The following is a 25,652-nucleotide window of genomic DNA, read 5'->3' as shown; positions in this document are numbered from 1 at the left end:
GTGCGTCGATGACGACTGACACACACACCCAGACGATGGCGCAGGTGCATCGCCGCGTCATGCAGGCCGCGCGCGAGGCGGTGCGAGGAGGCGATGCGGCGACGCTGGTCATGGTGGTCCAGACCGAAGGCTCCACCTATGCACGGCGCGGGGCGATGGCGCTGTTCGGCGCCAGCGGTGAGCAGGTCGGCTGGCTGAGCGGTGGTTGCCTGGAGCCGGAGATCGCCCAACGCGCGCAGGCGGCAGCCCAGGCCGGGCACGTGGACTGGATGGACATCGACACGCGCGATGACGAGGACCTGCTGTCCGGCTCTGCCGTGGGCTGCCGCGGGCGCCTGCACCTGATGCTGTTGCCGCTGGCCCAGGTGCCGGGCTGGGACGCGGCGGTGGATGCCTGGTGGCAGGGACAGGCCTTGCCGATCGCGCTGGAGCTGATCGGCGATGGCGGCAGCGTGGCGCTCGTCGCTGGCGATCAGCGCTGGACGCTGCCCTGCACCGGGCTTGCCAGCGCGGCGCAGGTGGCCTTCACCCTGGCGCCGCCGCCGCAGGTTGCTGTGTTCGGCGGCGGGCCGGAGACGCCGTTCCTGCTGCCCCTGCTGCGCGACGCCGGCTGGATCACCAGCCTGGTCGAGCGGCGTGCGCGCTGGCTGCCGCAGCCGCCCGCGCCGCACGCGGCCGACCGCCTGCAGGAGCAGGCGCCAGCGGCGGTGGTGGCGGGCTGGCGTGACGGCGCGCCCGACGCGGTGCTGGTGATGCACCACAACTTCGAGCTGGATCGAGAAACCCTGGAGCTCCTGGCCGATACCGCGGTGCCCTTCATCGGCTTGCTGGGCCCGTCGCGGCGGCGCGAGGACCTGTTCAAGCTGCTGCCGGCTGCCGCGCGCGAGGCGCTGGCCCCACGCCTGCGCTCGCCGGTGGGCCTGGACCTGGGCGGGCAGGGCGCCGAGGCGATCTCCTTGAGCATTGCCGCGCAGCTGCAGGCCTGGCGTCACGGACGCGCCGGATGAGCGAGCACGTGGCCGTGGTGCTGGCCGCGGGCGGCAGCCGCCGGCTTGGACGGCCCAAGCAACTGCTGCAACGCGATGGCCAGGCGCTGGTGCAGCGTGCGCTAGGCCTGGCGCGGTCCACGCAGCCGCGGCGCACGCTGCTGGTGCTGGGCGCGCAGGCCGAGGCGATCGCGGGCTGCCTGGATCTGCAGGGGATCGAGCGCGTGGACAACCCGCACTGGGCCTCGGGGCTGTCCAGCAGCGTGCGGCGCGCGCGTGAGGCGCTGGGTTCGAGCTCGCTGGAGAGCGAAGTGGGATCGGTGCTGTTCCTGGTCTGCGACCAGCCGGCGCTGGAAACGACCCATCTGCAGGCCCTGTTGACCGCCGCCCGCGCGACGGCGCGCGGTTGCGCCGCCACCGTCCACGGCGCGCGACTGGGCGTCCCGGCGGTCATCCCCTGGCGCGAGCTTGCCGACGCGCCCCTGCAGGGGGATGCGGGCTTGCGCGGGCTGCTCAATGGCGAAGACGCTGCCAGCATCGCGCGCGTACCTGCGCCGGCGCTGGCGCTCGATCTGGATACGCCCGAGGACGTGCGCGCGGCCATCGCGCGTGGTTGGCTGGATCCGGACCAGGCCGGCTGAGATCAGCGCGAGGCCAGCGCCGAGGCGGCCGGCGCGGGCCCCACCGGCAACGGCGCAGGGCAGTGGCCGGGGTCGCCGCTGCGGGCCAGCCAGTCATCGACGGTGGCCCCCAGGCGATCCAGCCGCATCGGCAGACTCAGGTGAGTCTCGCCAGGCACTTCCAAGTAATGCGTGCGCGACGAGGCCTGGGCCAGCAGCCGTCCGTGCGCCACCGGGATGTGCTGGTCGGCCTGGCCGTGCAGCACCAGCACGCAGCTGGGCGTGTCGTGCAGGGCCTGACGCACGTCGACCTTGTCCAGGTCCAGCGCGAGCCGCGCATCGGCCGCGGCGATCACCGCATCGAGGTCCTGACGCGCGTAGACCAGGCGGGCGTAGAGCGTCATCGCGGTGGCCTTGAGCGTGTCCGGGCGGCTGCTGAGCATGTGCGGGACCATGTCGCGGATGCCACGCCCGGCGTTGGCGAAGGATTCCATCACCACCACGCCCTGCACCTCGGGGCCGAGCCGCTCGGCGGCGAAGCTGGCCGTGGCCGCCCCATAGGACACCCCGAACAGGTACAGCGGTCCGCTGACTTCGCCCTGCGCGCGCAGGGTGCGCACGACCCTGGCCACGTCCTGCGCCTCGCGGGTGCCATAGCCGGCCGGGCCGTGGCCGGAGCGCCCATGGTTGCGCAGGTCCAGGCTGATGGTGCGATAACCGGCCTGGGCCAGCTGCAGCGCCCAGGGCATGAGCGAATCGCCATCCATCATCCAGCCGTGCAGCAGCACCACCGTGCCGCGCGGGGCCACCGGCTCGGTGGGTCGCTGGAAGTGCACGTCGAAGGCCACCTGCTGCAGCGCAGAGCCCTGCGGGTTGCCGGCGTAGCGATAGTCCAGCTGGTAGTTACCCGGATCCAGGGCGCGCCAGAACAGCTGCACGCCGTCGGCGCCCTCGGCCATGCCGCTGCGGGTCGGCAGCCGCGCCAGCAGCGCTTCCACTCGCGCGTGCTCCAGCAATGGCGATGCGCCGCCCGGCGCGATCAGGCGTTCGCTCAGCGAGGTCGAGGTGGGAGGAATGCAGGCCGCCAGCCACAGGCAACAGACGGCGGCCAGCGCGAACAGGCGCAGCATGGGCGTGACACACAAAGATGGCCGCGCAGCGTAGCGGCCGCCTTCGGCGCGGCGCTATCTCGTTTCCATGACAGAACGATGACGATTCAGCCGCCGCAAGACTGGCGGTGCTCCTGGGAAGAAGCAGCCTCGCGCATGAGCGCGGCTCCCACGGAAGGCCGCGCCCATGCCGCACTGCGCCTGCCTCACACCTCGCGCAGCGCCACGGTGATCGGCAGCCTGGCCGCACGCAGGGCGGGGAACAGTCCGCCGACCAGGCCGATGCCCAGTGCCCACTTCAGCCCGTTCCACAGCAGCTCCGGGGTGACCTTGAACTGGAACACCACTTGGCTGAAGTTGGACCCCAGCGTGGAGACGCTGTGGTTGTTGAACAGCAGCCAGGCCACCAGCCCGCCGAGCAGGCCGCCCAGCAGCGCCAGCAGCATGGTTTCCAGCATCACCGCAGTCACCACCGGCAGGCCGCGAAAGCCAATGGCGCGCATGGTGGCGATTTCCCTGGCGCGCGTGGCCACCGCCGCATACATGGTGTTGAGCGCGCCGAACACCGCGCCCACCGCCATGATCGCGCCGATCACCGTGCCCAGCGCATTGATGAGCGTGCTCAGCTGGCCCGACTGCTTGGCGTAGTAGGCGCGGGTGGTCTCCACGTCCAGTTTCAGCCGCGGATCGCCGGCCATGGCGGCCTTGAACTGCTCGAAGCCGGCCGTGCCCTCGGTCTTGACCGTAATCGACTGGTAGGAGCTGCGGTTGTAGGTGGAGGCCAGCGTCTCCGCATCGGTCCACAGCTCCGAGTCGTGGGCGTCGCCGGACTTGAACTTGCCCACCACGGTCCACTGCTGGTTGCCCAGGGTGATCGGCTTGCCGACCTCCAGGCCGCGGAACTGCGATTGCGCCCCGGCCCCGACCACGATCTCGCGCAGGCCCGCGCCGAAACGGCGGCCTTCGACGAGCTTCACCGAAGGATGCACCGCCCAGCCCAGTTCGCCCACGCCGCGGATCTGCGCGTTGGTGTCGGTGCCGTCGCCGCGCGCGGGCAGGTTGACCACCTGCGACAGCTCCGGCGAGATCAGGGGCCGGCCTTCGGCGTTCTTGGCGATGCCGGGCAGGCTGCCGATCAGGGGCACCTGGTCGCGCATGACCACCGAGTTGGTCTCGGCCTGCGAGCCGCCGCGCAGGACGATCGCGCTGCTGGTGTCGCCGGTGCTGCTGAGCGTGGCCTTGAAGCCCTCGCCCATGGCCAGCATCGCCACCAGCACGCCGACCACGCCGGCGATGCCGACCACGATCACCGAGGAGGCGCCCCAACGCTGCGGCAGGCTGGCCACGCCGATGCGGGTGGCGGCCAGCGCCAGCCGCCCGCTGCGGGTCAGGCCCAGCCACAGCGCCAGCAGCGCAGCGATGCCCAGCACGAGGTACCACGGCAGCAGCGTCCACAGCACCAATGCCAGCAGCAGCATGAGCACGATCGAGAAGTTGATGAGTTTCTGTTTCATGGCGTGTCCCTCAGCGGCCGGCCAGTGCGTCGACGATCTTCAGCCGCTGCGCGCGCAACGCCGGCAGCAGTCCCACCACGATGCCGATCAGCAGCATCAGCCCCACCCCGACCAGCCAGGTCTGCGCAGGCGCGCCGCCGGGCACGATGCCGTTGGTCATCCTGGAGATGCCCGGCATGATGGCCGAGGCCAGGCCCATGCCGATCAGCCCGCCCAGCACGATCAGCAGCATCGATTCGACCATCACCAAGGTCAGCACCGTGCTGTCCTTGAAGCCCAGGGTCTTGAGCGTGGCCAGCTCCGGGATGCGCTCGCGCACGGCCTGGGCCATGGTGTTGCCGGTGAGCAGCAGCAGGGTGAAGAACACCGCACCCATGATGGAGGTGACGATCAGGCCGATATCGGCGAGCTGCTTGGCGAAGGACTGGTTGAACGCCATCTCCGTCTGGCTCTTGGTCTCATGGTCCGAGTTGGCCGAGATCGCATCGATGGCCTGCGCCACGCGCGAGGCCTGGTCGGGGTTGGCCAGCTGCACCGTGTACCAGCTCACCCGGTTCTTGATGTAGTCGTTGGCCTCGTCGAAGTACTTCCAGTGCATCACCAGCTGCTGCTCCTCACTGACCGTGCCGCGGTCCTTCACCCGAAAGATGCCCGTCAGCTGCAGCGGCCAGTCGTTGCTGCCCCCGCGCGGAAAGATGGTGGCCTGCAGCGGGATGGTGTCGCCGATCTTCCAGCCATATTTGTTGGCCAGCGCCTCGCCGACGATGGCCCCGGTCTGGTTCTCCTGAAACGCCTTCAGCTGTTCGGCCGGCACCTGGTAGTTGGTATAGACGTCGAAGTAGTTGGGCGCGACGGAGAAGTTGGGGAAGAAGTTTTTCGGGTCCTGGTAGATGCCGCCGAACCACATCGCGTAGGTGACGTTGCGCACCCCCGGCACCGCTTCGATCTGCGTGCGCAGCGATACCGGCAGGGTCTGCGTGATGGACAGGCGCGAGGACACGATCAAGCGGTTGGCGCCATCGACGCTGCCGCCGGAGCTGAAGGCCACGCGGACCGAATCGAGCATGCCGAACAGCAGGAACGCGGCCACCACCGACAGCAGGGTCAGCAGGGTGCGGGTCTTGCTGCGGAACAGCTGGGCCCAGATCAGGGAGAAGTATTTCATGGGACACCCTTGGTTCGAGGAACGAGTGCAGAGGAACGAGGAACGAGAGAGATGAACGCGTCTCGGATGGAGGGCCCGCCCTTACTCGTTCCTCGTTTCTCGTTCCTCGTTTCTCACCTCGACCTCAGTCGCCAGCTCGCCCTTGTCCAGATGCACCGTATGCGTGGCGTACTCGGCAGCCTTGGGGTCATGGGTGACCATGATGATGGTCTTGCCGTGCTCGCGATTGAGCTGTTGCAGCAGGCCCAGGACTTCCTCGGCCGATTGGCGGTCCAGGTCGCCGGTCGGTTCATCGCAGATCAGAAAGGTCGGGTCCGAGACGATGGCGCGGGCGATGGCTACGCGCTGCTGCTGGCCGCCGGAGAGCTCGTTGGGGCGGTGGTCGCGCCGTTCGGCCAGGCCCACCAGGGTCAGGGCGATCTGCGCGTTGCGCTTGCGGTTGGCCGCGTCCAGGTGGGTCAGCAGCAGCGGCAGCTCCACATTCTTCTGCGCGGTGAGCATGGGCATCAGGTTGTAGAACTGGAACACGAAGCCCACGTGCTGGCTGCGCCAGGTGGAGAGCTGGCCGCTGCTGTAGCGGTCGATGCGCTGGCCTTCGATCTCGATCTCGCCCGAGCTCGGCGTGTCCAGCCCGCCGATCAGGTTGAGCAAGGTGGTCTTGCCCGATCCGGAAGGCCCCATCAACGCGACGAAGTCGCCACGCTCGATGTCCAGGTCGATGCCGTGCAGGACCTGCACCTGCTCCGGTCCACGCTGGTAGGTCTTGGTGAGGTTGCGGAGGCTGACGAGTGCGGTCATGGGCTTGTCCGTTTGGAGCGAGGAGTGAGTGGGTGAAGCGAGGAGTGAGTGGGTGAAGCGAGGAGTGAGGAGTAAGCGGAGGCCAGGAGTGAGTAATGAAGCGAGGAGTGAGGAGTGAGGGAGAGCTGGAGCGCTAGGAGCGAAGGCTGCTGGAGGGGAGGGCTGGAGAAAGAGCGTTGGAGATCAGTCGCGAAGCAGGGGGCGCCGGAGAGCGTGGCGCCGCCGATAGCGGAGCGCCGGCTGCCCTTGCTCACTCCTCACTCCTCGTCCCATCACTCACTCCTTGCTTTCGCTCACTCCTCACTCCTCGCTCCACCCACTCACTCCTTGTCTTCAACCACGCGCGCGCCTTCCCTCAACGCCGCCGGCGGCTCCAGCACCACCGTCTCGCCGGGCTGCAGGCCGCTCAAGACCTGACGCTCCTGCGAGAGGGTGATGCCGGGCTGGATGGCGCGCTGCTGCACGGTGTTGTCATCGCCCACCACGAAGGCCACCGGCTTGCCGTCGCGCTCGACGATCGCCGCGGTCGGCACGCGCACGCCCTTGGGCTTTTCCGCCTGCTCGGGGGCGGCCTTCTCCAGGAAGCTCACGCGCACGCCCATGTCCGGCACGATGCGTACGTCCTTCTGCAGGATGGCGATGCGCACCTTCACCGTGGCCTTGCCGCGGTCGGCGGCCGGGATGATGGCGATGACCTCGGCCGGGATCTTCCAGTCCGGGTAGGCGTTGAGCGTGGCTTCCACCGGCATCTTCGGCTGCACGCGGCCGATGTAGGACTCGCCCACGTCCACCTCGATCTCCAGCGAATCCATGTCCACGATGGTGCCGATGCCGGTGCGGGTGAAGCCGCCGCCGGCCGACAGCGGCGAGACGATCTCGCCCGGCTGGGCCGCCTTGGCGGTGATCACGCCGGCAAATGGCGCGCGCACCACGGTGAAGTCCTTGCCGATGTTGGAAATCGCCAGCTGGTCGCGCGCGACCTTGACGTTGCGCTGGGCGGTTAGCAGCTGCGCCTTGAGCGAATCGCGCGCGGCCACGGCCTGGTCGTATTGCGTGCGCGAAATCAGCCGCTGCTGCACCAGGTCTTCCAGGCGGCCGGCCTCGTTGCGCGCCTGCACCAGCTGGGCGGCCACGGTGTCCACCTGGCTCTGCGCCGAGGACAGCTGCGACTGCGCCAGGTTGCGCTCGGCGTCGGCGTTGATCGGGTCCAGCCGCGCCAGCACCTGGCCGGCCTCCACCCGCTGGCCTTCCTCGATCATCACCTCCTCCACCCGGCCGGTGATCTGCGCCGACACCGTGGCAGTGCGCCGCGCCACCACGTAGCCGGTGGCATCCAGCACCGAGGCGCTGGCGCTGTTGCCGGCCATGGCCACCACGGGCGCGGTGCGCACCTGCAGCGGGCGCTCGCGGCCCAGCACCAGCCAGGCGGCGGCGGCCAGCGCCAGCAGCAGGACGATCCCCAGCGCGATCCACAGCCCCTTGCGCGATGGCGGGGGCGGCGGCGCCTTGCGGTCGATGCGGAGTTCCTTGAGCAGTTCGGCGGAAGCGTTCATAGATCCATCAATGACATCGTTGAAGCACGGAATGTGACCGCGACCGTGCAGCCGATCCAGCTGCCGGAAGTCACCACTTTGCGGTCGGGGCCGGAGTGGGCGAAGTCTGCGACCGCCACGGGCACGGCGGCCAGTGACAGCTGTCACCCCAAATGCCTGATCGCCGGTACTGCCGCGGCCCGTCCCCTAGGCGCAGCCTAACCGCACCCTCCGGTAACGGTTGCTACATCCATGAAACACGACACGTCCGATCTGCAATCCGACCTGCCGGCCCAGCTGGCCGACGTGCACAAGCGCTACGGCGCGCACCACGCGCTGGCCGGCGTGGACCTGCAGCTGGCCCCGGGCCGGGTGCTGGCCCTGCTGGGGCCGAACGGGGCGGGCAAGAGCACCGCGGTCTCGCTATTGCTGGGCCTGCAGCGGGCCGATGCCGGCACGGTGTCGCTGTTCGGCCACGACCCGGCCAGCCGCCAGGCGCGCCAGCAGGCAGGGGTGATGCTGCAGCAGGCCGAGCTGCCCGAAACGCTCACCGTGGCCGAGCTGCTGCTGCTCACGCGCGGCTACTACGCCCAGCCGCTGAGCGTGGCCGAATGCGCGCGCATCGCCGGGTTGGAAGACCTGCTGCCGCGACGCTACGGCCAGCTCTCCGGCGGCCAGCAGCGGCGCGTGCAGTTCGCCCTGGCCATCTGCGGGCGTCCGCGGGTGCTGTTCCTGGACGAGCCCACCACCGGGCTGGACATCCAGGCGCGCCAGCAGCTGTGGCAGGCCATTGCCGAGCGCGCCGCCGCCGGCTGCGCGGTGCTGCTGACCACGCACTATCTGGAAGAGGCCGAGGCCCTGGCCGATGAGGTCGCCGTGCTGCAGGCCGGGCAGGTGATCGCCCGTGGCAGCGTGGAGCAGATCCGCGCACGGGTGTCGCTGCGGCGCATCCGCATCGCCACGCAGCTGTCGGCCGCATGCGTGCGGGCCTGGCCGGGCGTGCGCGCGGTCCACGCCCAGCCGGGAAAGCTGGAGATCCACGCCGAGACGGCCGAAGCCATCGTCGCGCGCCTGCTGGCGCAGGACCCGCAGGCAAGCGAGCTGCAGGTCCAGCGCGCCGGGCTGGCCGATGCCTTCCTGCAGCTCACCCGCACAACCGATACCAACGAGGAGTACGCCGCATGAGCCGCACGACGTTTCCAGCCCTGCCATCCCCCTCCCTGGCCGGCATCTACCTGCGCGAGGCGCGCTACGAATGGCTGCGGCTGCTGCGCACGCCGGCGTTCTCGCTGCCCACGCTGCTGTTCCCGGTGATGTTCTATCTGATGTTCGGCGTGCTGCTCAATCGCGGCAACGCGCAGGCGTCCACCTACCTGATGGCCAGCTACACCGTGTTCGGGGTGATGGGGCCGGGCCTGTTCGGGTTCGGCGTCAGCCTGGCGATGGACCGCGAGCGCGGCCTGCTCACGCTCAAGCGCGCGCTGCCGGTGCCGACCATGGCCCCGCTGCTGGCCAAGCTGGTCATGGCCATGGGCTTTGCCCTGTGCATCGGGGTGTTGCTGCTGCTGGTCGGCAGCACCCTGGGCGGCGCGGTACTGACCGCCTCGCAGCTGGCGCGCCTGCTGCTGGTGGCGGTGCTGGGCACGCTGCCGTTCTGCGCGCTGGGGCTGCTGATCGGCAGCCTGGTGAAAGGCTCGGCCGCACCGGCCGTGGTCAACCTGGTCTACCTGCCAATGGCATTGCTGTCGGGCCTGTGGCTGCCGCTGACGATGCTGCCGGCCCTCATCGGCAAGCTGGCCCCGCTGTGGCCGGCCTGGCACCTGGGCCAGCTGGCGCTGAAGGTCGTGGGCATGGACGCCGGCGGCAGCGCCTGGCTGCACATCGGCGTGTTGGCCGTCTTCACCGTGGCCTGCCTGCTGCTGGCCCAGCGCCGCCTGCAGCGCGCATGAGCGTCACCCTTTCGATGGGACGCTGCGACCGGGCGCCCGGTCGATGGCATGATCCAGCACCCGAGAGGAAGCCGACGCCATGAGCCTGCGCTTGCCCAGATGGTTCCAGCCCGCGGCCGACTCCATCGCCGCCAACCACATGCGCCAGGGCAAGTCGCCCTGGTCCGACGCCTTCCACGTGCTGTGGTCCTCGTGGGTGTTCATCTCGCCGATCTTCTCGCCCAGGGGCTGGGACCGCACCTGGCTCATCGGCACGCTGGTCTCCTATCCGGTGTTCCTGCTGCTGTACGCGCGCGTGCTGCTGTGCCCGGCGCGCCGCCGCACGCTGTACGCATTGGCGCTGATGGGCCTGTGCGCGGCGCTGCTGCCCTGGTACCCCGCCGGTCTGAACTACTTCGTGTTCGGCTGCGTGATGCTGCGTCCCTCGCGCCGGCAGCGCATGTGGCATTACATGGGCACGCTGCTGGCGCTGAGCCTGGCGCTGGTGGCCTGGTCGCTGTGGCTGGGCTACCCGTGGCAGATGACCATCTGGATGCCGTTCACCGTGCTCTCGCTGGGCGGCATGATCGGCATGCAGGAGCTGGATCAGCAGAAGGACGCGGTGCTGCGCCTGAGCCAGGACGAGGTGCGCCGGCTGGCCAGCGTGGCCGAGCGCGAGCGCATCGGCCGCGACCTGCACGACCTGCTCGGCCACACCTTGTCGCTGGTGGCCCTGAAGTCCGACCTGGCCGCGCGCCTGGCCCAGCGCGATGCGGCGGCTGCGCGCAGCGAAATGGAAGACGTCAGCCGTGTGGCGCGCGAGGCCCTGGCGCAGGTGCGCCGCGCGGTCAGCGGCATCCGCTCGGCCGAGCTGGCCGCAGAGCTGGCCTCGGCCAAGCTGCTGCTGGAAGCCGACGGCGTGGCCTTCGACTACCGCATCGACTGCGCGCTGCTGCCCGGGCCGGTGGAGACGGTGTTCGCCCTGGTGCTGCGTGAGGCCGCCACCAATGTGCAGCGCCATGCGCACGCGCGGCGGGTGGAAGTGACCGTCGGCAGCGAGGGACGTCACTGGGTGCTGCGCGTGCACGACAACGGCCGCGGCGGCGACCTGGTCCCCGGCACCGGCATGAGCAGCATGCGCGAGCGCGTCCAGGCGCTGTCGGGCACCTTGCAGCTGGACAGCACGCGCGGCGCCGGCACCACCGTCATCGCCCGCGTCCCGCAGGCGCAGCCCGTGGAACCCGCACGTCAGGCGTCTGTTGCGCCGTTGGAGGCGCCGGTGGGTTGAGGCGTTGAGGCGAGGAGTGAGCGGAGAGGAGTGAGGAGTAAGCGAAGGCGAGGAGTGAGCGGAGAGGAGTGAGGAGTGAGCGAAGGCGAGGAGTGAGCGGAGAGGAGTGAGGAGTGAGCGAAGGCGAGGAGTGAGCGGAGAGGAGTGAGGAGTGAGCGGAAGCGAGGAGTGAGTAGGAAAGAGTGAGGAGTGAGCTTCAGATCGGTAGCTCCATCGCGAGCCGAGCCAGCAGAGACCCGCCATGCTCCTTGTGGGAGCGGCTTCAGCCGCGAGGGGCCTTACCGGGAGAGCCTCTTCGCGGCTGACGCCGCTTCCACAGGGACAATCTCTGCTCATTGAGCATGACAGTCTCGCCGCCTCGGCTTTCGGCTCGCCTCTCGCCTCTCGCCTCTCGCCTCTCGCCTCTCGCTTTTACTCACTCCTCACTCCTCTCCGCTCACTCCTCGCCCTTAAAATCGCCCCATGCCCGCCCCGAGCCCCGCCCCCATCCGCGTCCTGCTGGCCGAAGACCAGGCCATGGTCCGCGGGGCGCTGGCCGCGCTGCTCAACCTGGAAGAGGACATCGAGGTGGTGGCCGCCGCGGCCGACGGCGAGAGCGCCTGGCGCGAGTTGCAGCGCCTGCAGCCGCACATCCTGGTCACCGACATCGAGATGCCCGGCCTGTCCGGCCTGGAGCTGGCCCAGCGCGTGCAGCGCCACGGCCTGGATACGCGCGTGGTCATCGTCACCACCTTCGCCCGTCCCGGCTTCCTGCGGCGCGCGCTGGACGCCGGGGTGTCCGGCTACCTGCTCAAGGATGCGCCGCCGGAGCACCTGGTGCAGGCGCTGCGCACCGTGCAGCGCGGCGGTCGCGCCATCGCGCCGGAGCTGGCCCTGGAAGCCTGGTCCGAGGCCGACCCGCTCAACGAGCGCGAACGCCAGGTACTGCGCCTGGCGGGCGAAGGCCTCAGCGCAGGCGAGATCGCCACGCGCCTGCATCTGAGCCACGGCACCGTGCGCAACTACCTGTCCGAGGCCATCGGCAAGCTGGGCGTGGGCAACCGCATCGAGGCCCACCGCCTGGCGCGGCAGAAGGGCTGGCTCTGACAGCATTGTCATGCGCAAGCAGGGGCGGGCGCGGCGGAAGGTGACGGCTGTCCCAGGGATGGCGACCGATTCCGCTAACATGCGCCGTCCTTCAGCCAGCCTGTCGCCATGCCCGCCCGCCGCCTTATCAACCGGATCGGTCCGTTCCTGGCCATGGTGATCTTCGTGGGCATCAGCGTCGGCGTGCTGGAAGGCACGCGCCGCTTCAGCAACGATGCGGCCTGGGTCTCGCACACCCATGAAGTCATCGCCCGGGTGGACGAGATCGAGGCGCGCCTGCGCGATGCCGAGGCCGCCCAGCGGGGCTACCTGCTGACGCGCCGCGTGGAGTATCTGGCCGACTACCGCGCCGGCCGCGCGCAACTGCCGGACCTGTTCGAGCGGCTGCAGGAGCTGGTGGCCGACAACACTCCGCAGGAACAGCGCGTGGCCGCGCTGCGCGGCCTGGTCGATCAACGCGTGGAGCAGATGGAGCACGTGCTGTCCATCTTCGAGGACCGGGGCAGGGACGCGGCCGTGGCCGCCATCGGCGGGCAGATCCACGCCACCTCCGAGGCGATCCGTCGCCAGACCCGGTCCATGACCAATACCGAGCGCAAGCTGCTGGTCGAGCGCGCGGCCTACCGCGACCGCAGCGCGCTGATGCTCAAGGGGCTGGCCATTGCCGGCATTCCCTTCGGCATCGGCATCGTCGCGATGGTGTACTGGCTGATGCGCCGTGAGATCCGCGCGCGCGACCGCGCCGACCTGGGAACCCGCACGGCCAACGAGCGCCTGAGCGCCTCGGTGCAGGCGCTGGAGCACCGCACCTCCGAGCTGCGCCAGCTCAGTCTCTCCGCCGGCATGCTGCAGAGCTGCATCAACGCCGAGGAGGCCATGCGCCTGACCGCGCAGCTGCTGTCGCAGCTGCTGCCCAACACCGATGGCACCATCTACCGCATCCGCGCCTCGGAGGATTACGCCGAGGCGGTGATGCACTGGGGCGAACACGCCAAGGCCAACGCTTCGATGCTGACGCTGGACGCGTGCTGGGCCCTGCGTCGCGGCCAGCCGCACCTGGTAGGCACCACCGAGACCGCATCGCGTTGCGCGCACGTGCATGCCGCGCCCGACCAGCCGCTGGCCACCGCCTGCATTCCGCTGGCCGCGCAGGGCGTGCAGCTGGGCTTCGTGCATGTGACCGGGACCGACGATGCCTTCCTGGAGCGCCTGCACATCCTGGAAGCGGCGTCCGAGCAGCTGGCCATGTCGCTGATCAACCTGCGCCTGCAGGAGCGCCTGCGCTTGCAGTCCATCCGCGAGCCGCTGACCGGCCTGTTCAATCGCCGCTACCTGGAAGAGTCGCTCTCGCGCGAGCTGGCCCGCTGCGCGCGCCGCGGCTTCCCGCTGACGCTGATGATGCTGGACCTGGACCACTTCAAGCGCTTCAACGACACCCATGGCCATCCCGGCGGCGATGCGCTGCTGGCCGCCTTCGGCCAGCTGCTGGCCAAGATGTCGCGCCCGGAGGACATCGCCTGCCGCTACGGCGGCGAGGAGTTCACCCTGATCCTGCCCGAGGTCCCCGAGCCCATCGCGGTGGAGCGCGCCAACGCCATCCGCGCGGCGGTGCAGGCCATGCAGGTCCAGCACCTGGGCAAGGAGCTGCCGCCGGTGACGGTGTCGATTGGCATTGCGGTGTATCCGCAGTGCGGCGCGGAACCGGAACTGCTGCTGCGGCGTGCCGACGAGGCCCTGTACCGGGCCAAGTCGGCCGGCCGCAACCAGGCGGCGATGGCCGCGCCGGACCCGGCGCTGCTGGTGCCCGACAGCCGCTGACGCCCCTGGCGCGGGTGTGACGCGCCAGGGGCGCCGGTGCGGCACAGGCGCCAGTCGCTTGTGCTAGCGCCCGTAGCGCGCCTTCAACAGCGCATAGGCCGAACGCAGCCCCAGCGCTTCGCCACCGGCCGGGCGCCCCGGACGGTCGTTGTCGTTCCACGCATAGGTGTCCAGGTGCGCCCAGCGGATGCCGGCCGGGACGAAGCGCTCCAGGTACAGCGCCGCGGTGACCGCCCCGGCCATGCGCGAGCCGGCGTTGGCCAGGTCGGCGATATGGCTGGTCAGGTAGCGCAGGTACGGGCGCCACAGCGGCAGGCGCCACACCGGGTCGCGCGTGGTCTCGCCGGCCTGCAGCCACTGCTGGGCCAGCCCGTCGTCGTTGCAGAACAGCGCCGGCAGGTCCGGGCCCAAGGCCACCCGTGCCGCGCCGGTCAGGGTGGCGAAGTCCAGCAGCAGTTCCGGCTGCTGCTCGCCGGCATAGGCCAGCGCATCGCACAGGATCAGGCGGCCCTCCGCATCGGTGTTGTCGATCTCCACCGTCACCCCCGAGCGCGTGCGGATGACCTCGCCGGGGCGGAAGGCATCGGGCCCCACGGCGTTTTCCACCGCCGGGATCAGCAGCGTCATCCGCACCGGCAGCTGCCGGGCCATGATCAAGCCGGCCAGCGCCAGCGCGTGCGCCGCCCCGCCCATGTCCTTCTTCATGTTGCGCATGCCGTCGGCCGGCTTCAGGTCCAGGCCACCGGTGTCGAAGCACACGCCCTTGCCCACCACCGCCACCGGCGCGTGCGCGCTTTCGCCCCACCGCAGCACGATCAGCCGCGGCGCCCGGTGCGAGGCGCGGCCCACCGCGTGGATAGTGGGGAAGTTCTGTTCGATCAGCGCATCGCCGGTGATCACCTCGAGCTGCGCGCCGTGGGCCTGGGCCAGTTCGCGCGCGGCGGCCTCCAGCTGCTCCGGGCCCATGTGCTCGGTCGGCGTGTTGACCCAGTCGCGCACGCGCTGCACCGCGGTCAGCACATCGGCGGTCTCGACATCGGCGGCCGCAAGCTGCAGCTGCGCCGGCTCGCGCAGGCGCGCCTTGTAGCGGTCGAAGCGATAGCTGCCCAGGCCCCAGCCCAGTTGCAGGGCCGCCTGCGCCTCGGCGCCCAGCGGCAGGGCCGGCGACCACACGCCAGTGGGCAGCGCCATCGGGGCGTGGCCATAGCTGTGCGGGTCCAGGGGGTCGCCGATACCGACCACCGCGCCGGCCACGCCGCGCTCGCCGGGCAGCAGCAGCACGCTGCCAGCCGAGGCGTTGAAAGCCTGCGATTCTGCCCAGCGCTGGATGGCCTCGGGCTGCCCGGCCTTCCAGGCGGCGAACTGGCTGCGCTCCACCAGATGCAGCGGCAGCGCGTTGGGCGAGGGGGCGTGTTCCTGGGGGGATGCGCTCATGCGGCGGCAGGCTCCGGGGTATGCGCGTCCAGCCAGTCGGCCAGCGCGGTCAGGGTGGTGAACTCCAGGTCGGGACGCGGCAACTCGGCCGGCCAGGTCGCGGCGTCGCGATTGAGCCAGCCGCCGCGCAGGCCCGCTTCCATCGCGCCCACCACGTCCATGTGGATGTGATCGCCCACGTGCAGCACCGTCTCCGGCGCGCAGCCCAGGCGCTCGCAGGCGGCCAGGAAGATGCTGGGCTCGGGCTTGGCCGCGCCATGCTCGCGCGCGCCCAGCTGGAAGCGGAAGTGATCGCCCAGCCCGCAGCGGACCACATCGGCATTGCCATTGCTCAGCGCCGCCAGCGGCACCCGCGCGGCGATGCGCGCCAGGGCGTCCAGGCTGTCGGGATAGCACTCGACCTGGTTGCGGATCTCGTAGAAGACCTCGAAGGCCGGGTCCGTCAGCGCCGGGTCGGCCCCGCTCTCGACCAGCGCATGGCGCAGGGTCATGCGGCGCAGCTCGCTCAGGTCGTGCACCAGGTGCGGATGCTCGGCATGCATGCGCTCACGCAGCACGCGCATGGCCTGGATGGGGAACATCTGCGCCGTGGCCGGGCTGTGTTCCAGCAACCAGGCATGCAGCCGTTGTTCAATGCGGGCGCCAATGGGCGCGAAGGGCCAGACCGTGTCGTCCAGGTCCAGCGTGACAGCGCGGATGCAGAGAGTCATCCGTGGATTCTACTGAAGCGAGCAGTGACTGGAGATGAGCGGGTTACGGCGAGGAGTGAGTAAAGGCTAGGAGTGAGCGCAGAGGAGTGAGGAGTGAGGAAAAGCGAAGGGCATAGCAGCTGGCAGGGCGGGTGAAGAGCAGGGATTCCTGTGGGAGCGGCTTCAGCCGCGAAGGGGCTTTCCCCTCTGCAAGCACATCGGTAAAAGCCCCTTCGCGGCTGGAGCCGCTCACACAAAAAAAGACGGCAGGCGCCGCCTTTACTCACTCCTCACTCCTCTGCGCTCACTCCTCACTTCACTCCATCAACCGCGCCCACCCCTCCAGTCCCTCCACGCGGGCCAGCACCAGCTTGATGCACACCAGCAGCGGCACGGCCAGCAGCAGGCCGATCATGCCCCACAGCCAGCCGAACACCATCAGCGCCAGGATCAGCACCAGCGGCGAGAGCCGCATCTGCCGGCCCAGCACGATCGGGGTGATGATCTGACCCTCCAGCGTGTGCAGGCCCAGGTACAGGATGGCCGGCAGCAGCGACATCCACACATCGTCGAAGGTCACCATGCCGACGATGGCCATCATCACCATGCCGATCATCGGCCCCACATACGGCGCGAAGTTCAGCAGCGCCACCAGCGTGCCCCACAGCAGCGCATCGGCGATGGGGAACTTCAGCACCATCATCAACCCGGCGAACACCAGCCCGACCAGCGCATTGATGATGCTGATGGTCAACACATAGCGCGACACCGCCCGCTCGATCGAGATCAGGATGTCCACGGTGAACTTCTTCTTCTGCCGCCCAGGCAGCAGCGCGATCGCATGCCGCTGCATGTTCTCGCCATAGACCATGAAGAAGAACGTCAGCAGCACCACCGCCAGCACCGAGGCCACCACCTTGGGCGTGGTGGTCAGGGTGCGGTAGGGGTCGTCCTGCACCGTGCGGGTGACCTCGCGCCGCCGGCTGCTGTCGCCGCCTGCGGCGCGCGCAAAGTTTTCCGCCATCTCGTTGGCGTCGTGCACCGGCTTGGTCAGCGAGCGCAGCTTGGGCGCCAGCTGGCGCAGCTCGCGCGGGGCCGACTTGAACCAGGCCGAGGCCGGCTCCACCAGCTGGCTGCCCAGCACCGTGGTGCCACCGACGAACAGGCACATCACCGCCACCGCGCCCAAAAAGCGCGGCATGTAGATGCGCTGCAGCCCGCGGATCAGCGGATTGCCCACCAGCGCCAGGAATACCGCCAGCAGCACCGGCAGCACGATGGCCTGCGCGGCCCACAGGGTGTAGCCCACCGCCAGCGTGGCCAGCACCACCAAGGACACCGGCGCACGTGGCCGCGGCAACGGTGGCTGCGCGCGCGGGTCGGAGGGCAGGGCGTCGGCGGGCGCGCCGACGGTGGGCGCGCTGTCGGGGGGCGTGATCATGGGATCAGTCTAGAACGTGCCACGCGCAGGCGGCAGGTGGCGCGTTCAACGCTCGGAGACGTCCGTGGCCGCCTCGGCCGGGCGCGGCGCACGCACGGCCCAGCGCTCGGTTTCCTCGGCGTCGGTGACAGCGGCGTAGCCGGTCGTCGGTTGCGGGTCGGGCGCTTGGGTCTTCGCCGCGCTGGCCGCCTGGCGGGTCGCGTGGGCGGCGTGCTGCGTGCTGGCGGCCGCATCGTCGGCGCTTTCGGCCGCATCATCGGCCTTGTCCGCCGCGGTGTCGGCGCGGCTGGCCGCCACCGCCGCCTGCAGCGAGGAAAACAACCCGGAGGCGGTACTGGCCAGCTGCAGCCAGCGCGTCGGGTTGAGCCCGCCAATGGCGCGCACCGGCTCGGCGCGTCCGGTCAGAAAGCCCGCCGCCAGGCCGGCAATCACGATACGCCAGGGAGTCCAGCCGCTGCGCCAGCTATCGACGAAAAGGCCGGCGTGCTCGCGGACCTGGGCCCGGCGACCCTCGACCAGCTCCTCGGCGCGGGCCACGCGACGTTGCAACTGATTGAACTTCATGGCGCGCGCTCCGTCGGTTGCGTGGGCACTGCTGTGGGCGCTGAGGCCGTCGGCGCTTTCTCGTCTTCTTCCTCTTCATCGTCGCCCCCGATCCCCAGCTTGCGCAGCTGGCGGCGGGTGGCATCGAGCCGGGTGAATTCGAAGTAACGCAACACCTGCCACATCGCCAGGCCTGTGATGACCACGCTGACCAGCGAGGCCACGGCCATGGACGACAGCCAGCTCAGCCCCAAGCGCTGCAACAGGGCGATGAACGCGCCCATCAACAGCAGCCAAGACGAGGCGCCAAAGGTCACCGCCACGGCCAGCCACGCACAGGCCCGCGCGATGGACGCACGGGCCAGTGCGAAGTCGGCCGCGAACAGGCTGCGCAGCGCACGGCCGGTATCGACCGCAGCGCCAAAGCCGTCACGGCCGGCCTTGCCGAACTGCTTGAGGCTGTCTTCCAGCGAAGGCGCGTCGGGACGCGCGCTGCCTTCGCCGGGATCCTGCGTTGGATCGGTCACGCGAACGGCCGCGACTTAGTTGTCGCTGCCGCGCGCCAGCTTGGCGATGATCCAGCCGGTGGCGAAGGCCACGCCGAAGGATGCCAGCGGACGCTCGCGGATCAAGTCGGCGGCGCTTTCGATCAGGTCGCGGCCCTTGTCCATCAGCGCATCGACCTGCTCGCGTGCGGCTTCACCACCGGCTTCGGCCGCGGCGATGCCCGACAGGGCGCCATCGGCCAGCTCGGACTTCACACCGGCCTTGCCCAGCTTGAACTCATCGCCAGCGGCGGCGCTGACATTTCGGATGGCATCGCCTGCGGCGCTGGCGGCATTCTTCAGATGCGCGCCGGTTTCGCTCAGGCTGGACTTCATGTTGTCGGAAGCGGTCGGGCTCATTGCGGGTCTCCTGTCATCGGGGCGAGGGATTCGAGCCTACTCCACCCGCGCATGAACACCCTGTGGACGCGGCGTGGCAGCGGCAATGCCGCGCGCATCACGCCTTTAGCGCATCAGCAGCCGTCCGGTGTCGCCGTTACGGAACACTTGGAACACCAGCTGCTGCGGCGCCTTGCCGAAGCTGGAGCGGAACGCCGGCAGATCGCCGAACTCGCCGTTGCTGCCGGCAATCAGCACATCGCCCGGGCGCAGGCCGTTGATGTACGCGCGCGATCCTGCCTTGACCTCGGCCACCAGCACCCCGCCGCGCAGCTGCGCGCGGGTGCCCTCGTCCAGTTCGCGGAAGGTCGCGCCGGTCAGGCGCGGGTCCAGCGTGCCGCCATCGACGCTGCGCGCCTGTTCCTTCAGCGTGGCCGCCAGCGTCAGCGGCTTGCCCTCGCGGCGCAGCTCCAGCGACACCCGCGCGCCCACGCCCTGCAGGCCTTCGAAGTTATGCAGCGCCGCGGCATTGTCCACGCGCTGGCCGTTTGCGCTGAGCACCACATCGCCGCTCTGCACGCCCGCCGCCTCGGCCGCGGACTTGGGATACACGCGGGTCACCAGCGCACCGCGCGGCTGCTCCAGGCCCAGGGCCTTGGCCAAGCGCTCATCCACGTCCTGCGTCTCGATGCCCAGCGTGCCGCGGCGCACCTCACCCACGCTGACCAGCTGGTCCTTGATGTTGGCCGCCAGGTTGATCGGGATGGCGAACCCCAAGCCGATGTTGCCCGCCATCGAGCCGGAAGGGTTGAAGCTGGCGGTATTGATGCCCACCAGCTGCCCCTGCAGGTTGAGCAAAGGGCCACCGGAGTTGCCCGGGTTGATCGAGGCATCGGTCTGGATGAAGTTCTGGAAGCCGGCCACGGGGATGCCGCTGCGGCCCACCGCCGAGACGATGCCCGAGGTCACCGTCTGTCCCAGGCCGTAGGGGTTGCCCACCGCCACCACGAAGTCGCCGACTTTCAGGCTGTCGCTATCGGCCAGCGGGATGGCGGTGAGCTTGTCGGCCTTGATGCGGATCACCGCCACGTCGGTGTCCGGGTCCGAGCCGATGAACTCGGCCTCCACCGTGCGGCCATCGCTGAGCGAGACCGACACGCCATCGGCGTTTTCCACCACGTGGTGGTTGGTCAGCACGTAGCCGTTCTTGGCATCGATGATCACGCCCGAGCCCAGCGCACGTTCCACGCGCTCGCGCGGCATGTCCGGGATGCCGAAGATCCGGCGCAGCACCGGGTCGTTGCCGAAGGGCCCTAGCGGGCTGGCCACGCGCACGGTGTGGCGGCTATACACGCTGACCACCGCCGGGGTGACCTGTTGCAGCATCGGCGCCAGCGACGGCACCGGCGATCCGTTGACCGCGGCCGGCAGCGCGGCGGCGGCCAGCGGCACGGCGGCGGCCGGCTCGTTGGCCTGCGCCGGCTGGTCGAAGACATCGCGCAGGCCGACGGCGGCAGAGCCGCCAAAGCCGGCGGCAAGGGTCAGGGCAAGCAAGGTGGGCAATGGGCGCATGGCGGCTGATTCGTCGAGCGGATTGGGAGGGGAGGACACCCGCCGGCTGCGCGGGCGCGAACCTGAACGAGTGTGGGCATCGCCCGTTAAACACGCAATGAAAGGCCGCACCCGCAGGCGCGCCGGAATGCTGCGCCACGACAAGCGATTTTCCGATTGACACCCCGGAAGGGCGGGCGTAGTTTTCGGGGCTTGCCCCTACATATCGTGTGGGGGTGGTAGGCCAGGCCCTACCAATTGGGTTATCCGCATCCAGGGCTTGCGTCGGGGATCGCCGCATGAGGCATCGGAACATCAACGGGTTTCATGGCGCGCGCTGCGCATTGGCGAGCGGTGCGCCCAGCGCGCTGCCAGTGCCGCCCGCGCCCCGCGACGGCCCCTGACCCGACCCAGCGCCCGCGCCGCCACGGCCACCACAGAACAAGAACCAGTAACCGGGAGAAGCAGACAACATGAGCACGGTGCGCCTTGAGGCGGTCAAGAAGGAACAGCCGGCCCGCGTCATTCCGATGCAGCCGGCGTCCCAGGACATCTGGGACAAGAAGTACCGCCTGAAGACCAAGGCCGGCGTGCCGCTGGATGCCGACATCGACGGCACCTACCAGCGCGTGGCCCGCGCCCTGGCCGATGCCGAGCCCAGCGCCGACAAGCAGGCCTACTGGTACGAGCGTTTCCTGTGGGCGCTGCGCCGCGGGGCCATCCCCGCCGGCCGCATTACCTCCAACGCCGGCGCGCAGGAACACAAGCCCGCCACCAGCACCATCAACTGCACCGTCTCGGGCACGATCACCGACTCCATGGACGGCATCCTGGAGAAAGTCCACGAGGCAGGACTGACCCTGAAGGCCGGCTGCGGCATCGGCTACGAGTTCTCCACGCTGCGGCCCAAGGGCGCCTTCGTCGCCGGCGCCGGCGCGTATACCTCCGGGCCGATGTCCTTCATGGATATCTTCGACAAGATGTGCTTCACCGTGTCTTCGGCCGGTGGCCGCCGCGGCGCGCAGATGGGCACCTTCGATGTCTCCCACCCCGACGTGAAGGATTTCATCCGCGCCAAGCGCGAGGACGGCCGCCTGCGCCAGTTCAACCTGTCGCTGCTGATCACCGACGGCTTCATGCAGGCCGTGGAGAACGACACCGACTGGCCGCTGACCTTTCCGGTCAACCGCAAGGAAGAGGCCGAGGTGGACCTGGCCAACGCCGAGCAGATCGTCTGGCGCGACTGGCCCGCGCAGGAAAACTACATCGTGCGCGACGACGGCCTGGTGGCCTGCAAGGTGTACGGGCAGATCCGCGCCCGCCACCTGTGGGACATGATCATGGTCTCCACTTACGACTACGCCGAGCCGGGCTTCATCCTGATCGACAAGGTCAACGAGATGAACAACAACTGGTGGTGCGAGAACATCCGCGCGACCAACCCTTGCGGCGAGCAGCCATTGCCGCCCTACGGCGCCTGCCTGCTGGGCTCGGTCAACCTGACCAACTTCGTGCGCGATGCCTTCACCGACCAGGCGCGCTTCGACTGGGAGGAATACAAGGAAGTCGTGCGCGTGTTCACCCGCATGCTGGACAACGTGGTGGAGGTCAACGGCCTGCCGCTGCAGCAGCAGCGCAACGAAATCCTGCGCAAGCGCCGCCACGGCATGGGCTTCCTCGGCCTGGGCAGCACCCTGACCATGCTGAAGATGAAGTACGGCAGCAGCGAGTCCTGCGAATTCACCGAGTCCATCGCCCGCGAGATGGCCGTGGCCGGCTGGGAAACCGGCCTGGCCCTGGCCAAGGAGAAAGGCCCGGCGCCGATCATGTCCGAGGCCTTCGAGGTCACCGCCGCCATGCTGCGCCAGCGCCCGGAAATGGCCAATGACGGCTGGAAGGTCGGCCAGATGATCGAAGGCCGCGTGCTGCACGCCAAGTACAGCCGCTACATGCAGCGCATCGCCTCGGTGGCGCCGGAGCTGGTAGACGAGCTGGCCGACATCGGCAGCCGCTTCACCCACCACAGCTCCATCGCCCCCACCGGCACCATCAGCCTGTCGCTGGCCAACAACGCCTCCAACGGCATCGAGCCGTCCTTTGCGCACCACTACAGCCGCAACATCATCCGCGAGGGCAAGAAATCCAAGGAGAAGGTGGACGTGTTCTCCTTCGAGCTGCTGGCCTACCGCGAGCTGATCAACGCAAAGGCCATGCCCTTCTCCGAGGAAGCCGAGGCCAGGCTGCCCGAGTACTTCATCGCCGCCGACGACATCCACCCCAAGGAACACGTGGATGTGCAGGCCGCCGCGCAGAAGTGGGTGGACAGCTCCATCTCCAAGACCGCCAACGTCCCCACCGACTACCCCTACGAGCAGTTCAAGGACATCTACCGCTACGCCTACCAGCAGGGCCTGAAGGGCTGCACCACCTTCCGCTTCAACCCGGCCGCCTTCCAGGGCGTGCTGGTGAAGGAAGCGGACCTGGAGAACACCACCTACCGCTTCGAGCTGGAGGACGGCACCTTCGTGGAGGTCAAGGGCAACGAGCAGATCGAGTACGACGGCGAGATGCACACCGCCGCCAACCTGTTCGACGCGCTCAAGGAAGGCTATTACGGCAAGTTCTAAGGCCGCGGTGGGCTGCCGCGGCGGGACCAGCGCTGCCGCGCAATCGCCGGCAGCCGGCTCGGCCAAGCCAGCCCCGCCCCGCGCCTGGATCACCGGCTTTACCCTTCTGCCGCTCAAGGAAGAAGGTGCACCGCTTCTCCTCCTCCCGCCCGCAAAAGAAGGTCATCGCGTTCCCTTCTCCCGCCCGCGGGAGAAGGTGCCCGCAGGGCGGATGAGGGCCGCTGCACCCGCCTAAACCGCCCACCCCGTTTCACCGCGTTTTCGCTAGCATCCCCGCCGTAACCCACACGCCCGTCAGGAGGGCAACATGAGCAATGGAAATGGTGTGACCGCAACGCTCTCCGATGCCGCCGGGAGCGTCAAGGAAACCGCATCGGAGATCGGCGAGGCCATCGTCGTGACCACGACCAACGTGCTGGATTCGGCCAAGGCCCGCGTGGCCAAGGTCCGCAAGACGGTGAGCAAGCGCGTGGCCGCGGCCAAGAAGGCCGTGACCAAGACCACCAGCAAGGCCACCAAGGCGGTGAGCGCCTCGGTCAACACCGCCAAGCAGAAGCTGGCCAGCGCCAGTGCCGGCGCCAAGGCCGAAGCCGCCGCGCTCAAGCGCGCCGGCGCCGGCAAGAAGGCCGCGGCCAAGAAGACCGCCAAGAAGGCCCCCGCCAAGCAGCCGGCCAAGAAGGCAGCCAAAACCTCTGTGGCCACCAAGTCCCCGGTGGTGAAGAAGGCCGCCAAGAAGGTCGTGGTCAAGAAGGCCACCAGCAGCAGGCCGGTGACGAAGAAGGCCGCGGCCAAGAAGTCCGTCGCCAAGAAGGTCGTGGCAAAGAAAGCGGTGGCCAAGAAGGCCATCGCCAAGAAGGCCCCGGCCAAGAAAGTGGGCAAGGTCGCCAAGAAGGCCGTGGCTCGCAAGGCCCCCGCCAAGAAGGCGGCCAAGAAGTAATCAACACGCCTGCGCTGCCGCGTGCAGCGCAGGCCGGCCGGGCGCCGCCTGCGGCGCGCCGGTGCCAGACCCGACAACAGCACGACACGACAGGAACCCCAGGCCATGGCCGTCAAGATCGACAAGAAAATCAAGGGCTACAGCGTCCTGACCCCCGAAGACAAGGCGCGCGAAGCCGCGCCGCCGGTCCAGGGCGAGTCGATCAGCCGCGACGCCGCCGAGGCCGAACTTCCCGTGGCCGATGTCATCCACATGCACGAGCGCATCGAGCGCCCGGAAGTGCTGATCGGCAGCACCTACAAGGTCAAATCCCCGCTGGTGGAGCACGCCATCTACGTGACCATCAACGACATCGTGCTCAACGCCGGCACCGAGCACGAGCACCGCCGCCCCTTCGAGATCTTCATCAACTCCAAGTCCATGGAGCACTTCCAGTGGATCGTGGCGTTGACCCGCATTCTTTCCGCCGTGTTCCGCAAGGGCGGCGACGTCACCTTCATCGTCGATGAGATGAAGGCCGTGTTCGATCCCAAGGGCGGCTACTTCAAGGCCGGCGGCGTCTACATGCCCTCGCTGGTGGCCGAGCTGGGCAGCATCGTGGAAGAACACCTCAAGACCATCGGCCTGCTGCACGACCCCGAGCTGAGCGCCCACCAGCGCGCCATGATCGCCGACAAGCGCAAGCAGTACGAAGAACGCTCAAAAAAAAACACTGATGTAAGCCCCGCCGCAGACCTCCCTTCTCCCGCCAAAGCGGGAGAAGGTGCCCGCAGGGCGGATGAGGTCAGCAAGACCCCCACCACCAGCACCGCCGACCACGCCGAGGACATCGAAGTCACCGGCGACGGCGCCAGCTTCCCGCCCAGCGCCACCATGTGCCATAAGTGCAGCACTAAGGCCCTCGTCATCATGGACGGGTGCGCTACGTGCTTGAACTGTGGCTATTCGAAGTGCGGTTGAGCTAGTTAGCTACAACTAATTCAGGGGTCGGGAGTTCAGCGCTGAACCTTCCCCCTCTTTTCGTGATCACCGATACTCGTTCGCCACGCCGCATGCCGGCGCCCACGTGAAGCCGAGTACGCCATGATCTCAGTCGAAGCCCTGAAGGAGTTCTTCTCCGATATCCGGCAGAAGAATGCCGATGCCGGCGCGGCTTGGAGTATCGACGATGTCTGCCGCTGGTCGTTCTTCTTCGTCGACGAGGATGACCAGAAGCTGACCCCGGTGGCAAAGCACATGGAGTCGCTGGGCTACACGACTATCGACGTCACCGAGCCGGAGGATGACGAGGACCCGTTCTTCTACTTGCAGGTGGACAAGGTCGAGAGGCACACGCCCGAATCGCTGCAGGAGAGAGTGCAGGAGTTGTACGCCATCGCTGTGCAGTTCGGCATCGCTGACTACGACGGCATGAATGTGGTTGCCGCCTAAGCAGCGGCAAAGGCTCACCTGAGCCCAGTAACAAGTTCATTCTAAAGCAGGCGATGGAGGTGATTGCTCCGATGTAGTCGGGATAAGTAAACCTGACCCCGTTACTCTGTCTCTGCGGTCTCTAGCCCCCGGACTGCCCGTCCCCCTATCAGGGCGCGCGTTCACTTCATGGTGAATGGAGAGTCGACGATAGCGGAGTACACGTACGGCGATGCCCGCGCAGAGTCAGCAGCGGCCGGCGCAAATCTAGTCGCCGAATCCTCTACTTCTG

At 68.8% G+C, this 25,652-nt stretch carries 23 protein-coding genes; 11 read left to right on the top strand and 12 right to left on the bottom strand.

Annotated elements, in window-relative coordinates; translation table 11 throughout:
- The first annotated feature begins 8 nt into the window (after positions 1–8).
- A complete protein-coding gene (locus EPA99_RS13790) occupies positions 9–1,007 on the top strand; it encodes an XdhC family protein (RefSeq protein WP_241688394.1) in 999 nt (332 codons plus the stop codon).
- On the top strand, positions 1,004–1,627 hold the full coding sequence (locus EPA99_RS13785) for a nucleotidyltransferase family protein (protein WP_129471811.1): 624 nt from the start codon (positions 1,004–1,006) through the stop codon (positions 1,625–1,627). Before EPA99_RS13790 ends, EPA99_RS13785 begins: the two co-directional genes overlap by 4 nt.
- A 2-nt stretch (positions 1,628–1,629) precedes the next feature.
- Here EPA99_RS13785 and EPA99_RS13780 read toward each other — a convergent pair whose 3' ends face one another.
- From EPA99_RS13780 to EPA99_RS13760, 5 genes are all read right to left on the bottom strand, one after another.
- Positions 1,630–2,736: an alpha/beta hydrolase gene (locus EPA99_RS13780; protein ID WP_129471810.1), complete on the bottom strand. Its 1,107-nt coding sequence runs from the start codon at positions 2,734–2,736 to the stop codon at positions 1,630–1,632.
- A 185-nt stretch (positions 2,737–2,921) separates the two neighbouring features.
- Positions 2,922–4,229, bottom strand: a complete 1,308-nt coding sequence (locus EPA99_RS13775) for an ABC transporter permease (RefSeq protein ID WP_129471809.1) — start codon at positions 4,227–4,229, stop codon at positions 2,922–2,924.
- 10 nt (positions 4,230–4,239) lie between these two features.
- Positions 4,240–5,394 carry an ABC transporter permease gene (locus EPA99_RS13770; protein WP_129471808.1) on the bottom strand — a complete coding sequence of 385 codons (1,155 nt, stop codon included), beginning with the start codon at positions 5,392–5,394 and terminating at the stop codon, positions 4,240–4,242.
- An 81-nt stretch (positions 5,395–5,475) separates the two neighbouring features.
- Positions 5,476–6,192 carry an ABC transporter ATP-binding protein gene (locus tag EPA99_RS13765; protein ID WP_129471807.1) on the bottom strand — a complete coding sequence of 239 codons (717 nt, stop codon included), beginning with the start codon at positions 6,190–6,192 and terminating at the stop codon, positions 5,476–5,478.
- Between the two features lie 320 nt (positions 6,193–6,512).
- A complete protein-coding gene (locus EPA99_RS13760) occupies positions 6,513–7,745 on the bottom strand; it encodes an efflux RND transporter periplasmic adaptor subunit (RefSeq protein WP_129471806.1) in 1,233 nt (410 codons plus the stop codon).
- Positions 7,746–7,976: 231 nt separating this feature from the next.
- Between EPA99_RS13760 and EPA99_RS13755 the strand changes: the two genes are divergently transcribed.
- The 5 genes from EPA99_RS13755 to EPA99_RS13735 all read left to right on the top strand — a co-directional run bounded on the left by EPA99_RS13755 (position 7,977) and on the right by EPA99_RS13735 (position 13,844).
- Positions 7,977–8,909 carry an ABC transporter ATP-binding protein gene (locus EPA99_RS13755; RefSeq protein ID WP_129471805.1) on the top strand — a complete coding sequence of 311 codons (933 nt, stop codon included), beginning with the start codon at positions 7,977–7,979 and terminating at the stop codon, positions 8,907–8,909.
- Entirely contained in the window at positions 8,906–9,673 is a 768-nt protein-coding gene (locus tag EPA99_RS13750) for an ABC transporter permease (protein WP_129471804.1), read from the top strand. The genes EPA99_RS13755 and EPA99_RS13750 overlap by 4 nt, the downstream gene beginning before the upstream one ends.
- 79 nt (positions 9,674–9,752) lie before the next feature.
- A complete protein-coding gene (locus tag EPA99_RS13745; RefSeq protein WP_129471803.1) occupies positions 9,753–10,940 on the top strand; it encodes a sensor histidine kinase in 1,188 nt (395 codons plus the stop codon).
- Between the two features lie 462 nt (positions 10,941–11,402).
- Positions 11,403–12,026 carry a response regulator transcription factor gene (locus EPA99_RS13740; protein ID WP_129471802.1) on the top strand — a complete coding sequence of 208 codons (624 nt, stop codon included), beginning with the start codon at positions 11,403–11,405 and terminating at the stop codon, positions 12,024–12,026.
- Positions 12,027–12,134: 108 nt separating this feature from the next.
- The gene (locus EPA99_RS13735; RefSeq protein ID WP_129471801.1) at positions 12,135–13,844 is read left to right on the top strand and encodes a sensor domain-containing diguanylate cyclase; all 1,710 of its coding nucleotides are present in this window, start codon (positions 12,135–12,137) and stop codon (positions 13,842–13,844) included.
- A gap of 63 nt (positions 13,845–13,907) precedes the next feature.
- Here the strand turns inward: EPA99_RS13735 and EPA99_RS13730 are convergent, their stop codons facing one another.
- The 7 genes from EPA99_RS13730 to EPA99_RS13700 form a co-directional block, all read right to left on the bottom strand.
- Complete coding sequence (locus EPA99_RS13730; protein ID WP_129471800.1) at positions 13,908–15,278, bottom strand: leucyl aminopeptidase family protein; 1,371 nt, start codon at positions 15,276–15,278, stop codon at positions 13,908–13,910.
- Positions 15,275–15,988, bottom strand: coding sequence for an HAD family hydrolase (locus EPA99_RS13725; protein WP_129471799.1), 714 nt, complete (start codon positions 15,986–15,988; stop codon positions 15,275–15,277). Before EPA99_RS13725 ends, EPA99_RS13730 begins: the two co-directional genes overlap by 4 nt.
- A gap of 295 nt (positions 15,989–16,283) precedes the next feature.
- Positions 16,284–17,405 carry an AI-2E family transporter gene (locus tag EPA99_RS13720; RefSeq protein ID WP_425479210.1) on the bottom strand — a complete coding sequence of 374 codons (1,122 nt, stop codon included), beginning with the start codon at positions 17,403–17,405 and terminating at the stop codon, positions 16,284–16,286.
- A gap of 48 nt (positions 17,406–17,453) precedes the next feature.
- A complete protein-coding gene (locus tag EPA99_RS13715) occupies positions 17,454–17,972 on the bottom strand; it encodes a hypothetical protein (protein WP_129471797.1) in 519 nt (172 codons plus the stop codon).
- Positions 17,969–18,478, bottom strand: coding sequence for a phage holin family protein (locus EPA99_RS13710; protein ID WP_129471796.1), 510 nt, complete (start codon positions 18,476–18,478; stop codon positions 17,969–17,971). Before EPA99_RS13710 ends, EPA99_RS13715 begins: the two co-directional genes overlap by 4 nt.
- A 15-nt stretch (positions 18,479–18,493) precedes the next feature.
- Complete coding sequence (locus tag EPA99_RS13705) at positions 18,494–18,856, bottom strand: hypothetical protein (RefSeq protein WP_129471795.1); 363 nt, start codon at positions 18,854–18,856, stop codon at positions 18,494–18,496.
- Positions 18,857–18,961: 105 nt separating this feature from the next.
- On the bottom strand, positions 18,962–20,407 hold the full coding sequence (locus EPA99_RS13700; protein WP_129471794.1) for a Do family serine endopeptidase: 1,446 nt from the start codon (positions 20,405–20,407) through the stop codon (positions 18,962–18,964).
- A gap of 452 nt (positions 20,408–20,859) precedes the next feature.
- Here EPA99_RS13700 and EPA99_RS13695 point away from each other — a divergent pair, with 452 nt between their 5' ends.
- The 4 genes from EPA99_RS13695 to EPA99_RS13680 all read left to right on the top strand — a co-directional run bounded on the left by EPA99_RS13695 (position 20,860) and on the right by EPA99_RS13680 (position 25,381).
- A complete protein-coding gene (locus tag EPA99_RS13695; RefSeq protein ID WP_129471793.1) occupies positions 20,860–23,013 on the top strand; it encodes an adenosylcobalamin-dependent ribonucleoside-diphosphate reductase in 2,154 nt (717 codons plus the stop codon).
- A gap of 307 nt (positions 23,014–23,320) precedes the next feature.
- On the top strand, positions 23,321–23,950 hold the full coding sequence (locus tag EPA99_RS13690; RefSeq protein WP_129471792.1) for a hypothetical protein: 630 nt from the start codon (positions 23,321–23,323) through the stop codon (positions 23,948–23,950).
- Between the two features lie 105 nt (positions 23,951–24,055).
- On the top strand, positions 24,056–24,910 hold the full coding sequence (locus EPA99_RS13685) for a TSCPD domain-containing protein (protein WP_129471791.1): 855 nt from the start codon (positions 24,056–24,058) through the stop codon (positions 24,908–24,910).
- 123 nt (positions 24,911–25,033) lie between these two features.
- The gene (locus EPA99_RS13680) at positions 25,034–25,381 is read left to right on the top strand and encodes a ribonuclease E inhibitor RraB (RefSeq protein WP_129471790.1); all 348 of its coding nucleotides are present in this window, start codon (positions 25,034–25,036) and stop codon (positions 25,379–25,381) included.
- Positions 25,382–25,652 lie beyond the last annotated feature (271 nt).

The sequence above is a fragment of the Pseudoxanthomonas composti genome, assembly GCF_004122095.1.
Lineage (GTDB): Bacteria > Pseudomonadota > Gammaproteobacteria > Xanthomonadales > Xanthomonadaceae > Pseudoxanthomonas_A > Pseudoxanthomonas_A composti.
This window is presented reverse-complemented; position numbering and strand designations above follow the sequence as displayed.

What these genes read in the sequence shown, in the direction of transcription:
- EPA99_RS13790 (WP_241688394.1), top strand. Translation starts at nt 9, where the DNA reads ATGACGACTGACACACACACCCAGACGATGGCGCAGGTGCATCGCCGC.
- EPA99_RS13785 (WP_129471811.1), top strand. Translation starts at nt 1,004, where the DNA reads ATGAGCGAGCACGTGGCCGTGGTGCTGGCCGCGGGCGGCAGCCGCCGG.
- EPA99_RS13780 (WP_129471810.1), bottom strand. Translation starts at nt 2,736, where the DNA reads ATGCTGCGCCTGTTCGCGCTGGCCGCCGTCTGTTGCCTGTGGCTGGCG.
- EPA99_RS13775 (WP_129471809.1), bottom strand. Translation starts at nt 4,229, where the DNA reads ATGAAACAGAAACTCATCAACTTCTCGATCGTGCTCATGCTGCTGCTG.
- EPA99_RS13770 (WP_129471808.1), bottom strand. Translation starts at nt 5,394, where the DNA reads ATGAAATACTTCTCCCTGATCTGGGCCCAGCTGTTCCGCAGCAAGACC.
- EPA99_RS13765 (WP_129471807.1), bottom strand. Translation starts at nt 6,192, where the DNA reads ATGACCGCACTCGTCAGCCTCCGCAACCTCACCAAGACCTACCAGCGT.
- EPA99_RS13760 (WP_129471806.1), bottom strand. Translation starts at nt 7,745, where the DNA reads ATGAACGCTTCCGCCGAACTGCTCAAGGAACTCCGCATCGACCGCAAG.
- EPA99_RS13755 (WP_129471805.1), top strand. Translation starts at nt 7,977, where the DNA reads ATGAAACACGACACGTCCGATCTGCAATCCGACCTGCCGGCCCAGCTG.
- EPA99_RS13750 (WP_129471804.1), top strand. Translation starts at nt 8,906, where the DNA reads ATGAGCCGCACGACGTTTCCAGCCCTGCCATCCCCCTCCCTGGCCGGC.
- EPA99_RS13745 (WP_129471803.1), top strand. Translation starts at nt 9,753, where the DNA reads ATGAGCCTGCGCTTGCCCAGATGGTTCCAGCCCGCGGCCGACTCCATC.
- EPA99_RS13740 (WP_129471802.1), top strand. Translation starts at nt 11,403, where the DNA reads ATGCCCGCCCCGAGCCCCGCCCCCATCCGCGTCCTGCTGGCCGAAGAC.
- EPA99_RS13735 (WP_129471801.1), top strand. Translation starts at nt 12,135, where the DNA reads ATGCCCGCCCGCCGCCTTATCAACCGGATCGGTCCGTTCCTGGCCATG.
- EPA99_RS13730 (WP_129471800.1), bottom strand. Translation starts at nt 15,278, where the DNA reads ATGAGCGCATCCCCCCAGGAACACGCCCCCTCGCCCAACGCGCTGCCG.
- EPA99_RS13725 (WP_129471799.1), bottom strand. Translation starts at nt 15,988, where the DNA reads ATGACTCTCTGCATCCGCGCTGTCACGCTGGACCTGGACGACACGGTC.
- EPA99_RS13715 (WP_129471797.1), bottom strand. Translation starts at nt 17,972, where the DNA reads ATGAAGTTCAATCAGTTGCAACGTCGCGTGGCCCGCGCCGAGGAGCTG.
- EPA99_RS13705 (WP_129471795.1), bottom strand. Translation starts at nt 18,856, where the DNA reads ATGAGCCCGACCGCTTCCGACAACATGAAGTCCAGCCTGAGCGAAACC.
- EPA99_RS13700 (WP_129471794.1), bottom strand. Translation starts at nt 20,407, where the DNA reads ATGCGCCCATTGCCCACCTTGCTTGCCCTGACCCTTGCCGCCGGCTTT.
- EPA99_RS13695 (WP_129471793.1), top strand. Translation starts at nt 20,860, where the DNA reads ATGAGCACGGTGCGCCTTGAGGCGGTCAAGAAGGAACAGCCGGCCCGC.
- EPA99_RS13690 (WP_129471792.1), top strand. Translation starts at nt 23,321, where the DNA reads ATGAGCAATGGAAATGGTGTGACCGCAACGCTCTCCGATGCCGCCGGG.
- EPA99_RS13685 (WP_129471791.1), top strand. Translation starts at nt 24,056, where the DNA reads ATGGCCGTCAAGATCGACAAGAAAATCAAGGGCTACAGCGTCCTGACC.
- EPA99_RS13680 (WP_129471790.1), top strand. Translation starts at nt 25,034, where the DNA reads ATGATCTCAGTCGAAGCCCTGAAGGAGTTCTTCTCCGATATCCGGCAG.